3 protein-coding genes are annotated in these 2,904 nt (G+C 70.9%); all 3 read left to right on the forward strand.

Annotated features, from left to right (window positions below):
* Positions 1-983, forward strand: a 983-nt coding sequence (locus tag WBL05_RS13130; protein ID WP_424226531.1) for a glutamate ligase domain-containing protein, incomplete at its 5' end; no start/stop codon positions are given.
* Complete coding sequence (locus tag WBL05_RS13135) at positions 980-1,687, forward strand: cell division protein FtsQ/DivIB (protein WP_424226533.1); 708 nt, start codon at positions 980-982, stop codon at positions 1,685-1,687. The genes WBL05_RS13130 and WBL05_RS13135, both read left to right, overlap by 4 nt.
* Before the next feature lie 223 nt (positions 1,688-1,910).
* A partial coding sequence (ftsZ, locus tag WBL05_RS13140; protein ID WP_424226535.1) for a cell division protein FtsZ occupies positions 1,911-2,904 on the forward strand: 994 nt, incomplete at its 3' end.

Consider the following 2,904-nt stretch of genomic DNA (forward strand, 5'->3'; position numbering starts at 1 on the left):
GCTCCCACTTGGGCTCCGGTGACGTCTTCGTGGTCGAGGCCGACGAATCCGATGGCAGCTTCCTGCAGTACCCCACCCGGATCGCGATCATCACCAACATCGAACCCGACCACCTCGACAACTGGGGCACCGCCCGGGCCTACGCCGACGGCTTCCGACGCTTCGCCACCGGCCAGACCGTGCAGGCAGTGGTCATCAACGTGGACGACGCCGGGGCCCGGGCGCTGGCCGAGGAACCGCGCGCCGGCGCGACAAGGGTGGTCGGCTACGGCGAGTCCGCGGACGCCGAGGTGCGCCTGACCGACCTCGACTTCGAGGGCACCCACGCCTCGGCCACCCTGCTCGCCGAGGACCGCAGCTTCCCGTTCCGGCTGCGGGTCCCCGGTCGCTACAACCTCGCCAACGCGGCCGCCGCATTCGCCGCCGGCCGACTCCTCGAGCTGGACGCCGAACGGCTGGTCGCCGGCGCCGGCGAGTTCACCGGGACGCTCCGCCGCTTCCAGTTGGTCGCCGAGCAGAGGCTCAACCCGGACGACCCGGCCGACCGGGCGGTGCGGATCTACGACGACTACGCCCACCACCCGACCGAACTGCGGGCGGCGCTCACCGCCGCCCTGCGGGCAAAGGGTGGTGGCCGGCTGGTCGCCTGCTTCCAGCCGCACCTGTACAGCCGCACCCGCGACTTCGCCGACGAGTTCGGCGCGGCACTGTGCCTGGCCGACGTGGTGCTGGTCACCGACATCTACGCGGCCCGCGAGGACCCGCTACCCGGCGTCACCGGGGCGCTGGTCGCCGACGCCGCCCACCGGCACGCCAGCCCCGGCACCAGCGTCGAGTACGTGCCCGACAAGGGCAGCCTGGCCGCCCACCTGGCCGGTCTGGTGCAGCCGGGTGACCTGGTGATGACGCTGGGCGCCGGGGACGTCACGCTGGTCGGGCCGATGCTGGCGGGCCTGCTCGCCCAGCGAGCCGGTGGCCGATGAGTGCTGACCTGTCGGCCAGGCTCGACCTGCGCCGCAGGGCGCGACGACGGACCCGGCTGCGCCGGATCCTGCTGGGCACGCTGGGCGCAGCGGTCGCCGGTGTGCTGGTGTGGCTGGTGCTGTTCTCCTCGGTGCTGGAGACCCGCCAGGTCAGTGTCGAGGGCACCGGGATCCTCACCGCCGAGCAGGTGACCCAGACCGCGCAGGTGCCCATCGGCACCCCGATGGCCCGGCTACCGGGCGGCGCGATCAGGCAGCGGGTGCTGGCCCTGCCGGCGGTCGCCGAGGTCAGGCTGCACCGGGAGTGGCCCAACGAGCTGGTGATCCGGGTGACCGAACGCACCATGGTCTACCAGCGCGCCGACGAGGCCGGCTACCAGTGGGTGGACGCCGAGGGGCGGATCTTCCACGCCGAGGCGGAACGGCGTCCCGGGGTGGTGGCGATCGTCAGCGGCAACGACCAGCGGATGCTGGCCGACGTGGCGACCGTGGTGCAGGCGATGCCTTCCCAGGTGGCGGAGGCCACCGAGCACGTTGAGGCCACCAGCATCGACAACATCGTGGTGCTGCTGGCCGACGGCCGGTCCATCGTCTGGGGCAACGCCGAGAAGTCTGCCCAGAAGGCCGAGGTGCTGCCCGCACTGCTCGACATGCCGGGCACGGTCTTCGACGTGTCGGTGCCGAGCCACCCCGCGGTGAGCTGAAAGCCTCGACCTCAACTTGAGGCTATTCGGGCCGACCTCGGCCCTGCTGGATACTGTTCGGCGTGCCCTGGTGGGCTGTTTCCGCGCGAGTGCGCTGGTCGTGACGCTCGAAAGCGGTTGTCCGACGGGCCGGGCCGGGCGGCGTGCGGGTCGTTGGTCAGCCACCGGGCGGCCGAGAGGGCACAATGGGGCAAGAGTTGAACGGCAAGGAATGGGGCATCTGGTGGCCACTGCATCGCAGAACTACTTGGCAGTCATCAAGGTCGTTGGTGTCGGCGGTGGTGGTGTCAACGCGGTCAACCGGATGATCGAGTCCGGGCTGAAGGGCGTCGAGTTCATCGCGATCAACACCGACGCGCAGGCGTTGTTGATGAGCGACGCCGACGTCAAGCTCGACATCGGCCGTGACCTCACCCGCGGCCTGGGCGCCGGCGCCGACCCCGAGAAGGGACGCCAGGCCGCCGAGGACCACTCCGACCAGATCGAGGACGCCCTCAAGGGCGCCGACATGGTCTTCGTGACCGCCGGCGAGGGCGGCGGAACCGGCACCGGCGGTGCCCCGGTGGTCGCCAAGATCGCCCGCTCGCTGGGTGCGCTGACCATCGGTGTGGTGACCCGGCCGTTCTCCTTCGAGGGCCGGCGGCGCGCCCAGCAGGCTGAGGACGGCATCGCCACCCTCGCCGAAGAAGTCGACACCCTGATCGTGATCCCGAACGACAAGCTGCTCGACATGACAGACGTCCGGATCGCCATCCTGGATGCCTTCAAGCAGGCCGACCAGGTACTGATGCAGGGCGTCTCCGGCATCACCGACCTGATCACCACCCCGGGCCTGATCAACCTCGACTTCGCCGACGTCAAGGCCGTGATGAGCAACGCCGGCTCGGCGCTGATGGGCATCGGCTCGGCGCGCGGGGACGACCGTGCCCGGGAGGCCGCCGAGCAGGCGATCAGCAGCCCCCTGCTGGAGTCGAGCATCGACGGCGCCCGCGGCGTCCTGCTCTCGATCGCCGGTGGCTCCGACCTGGGCCTGTTCGAGGTCAGCGAGGCCGCCAACCTGATCGAGGAATCCGCCCACGAAGAGGCGAACATCATCTTCGGCACGATCATCGACGACTCGCTGGGCGATGAGGTGCGGGTCACCGTGATCGCGGCGGGTTTCGACACCGGCACCGCCGCCGCACCCCGCAAGCCGCGGCCGGTCGAGCGACCCGTCG

The organism is Brooklawnia sp. (assembly GCF_049651565.1).
In the GTDB taxonomy this organism is placed as follows: Bacteria; Actinomycetota; Actinomycetes; order Propionibacteriales; family Propionibacteriaceae; genus Brooklawnia.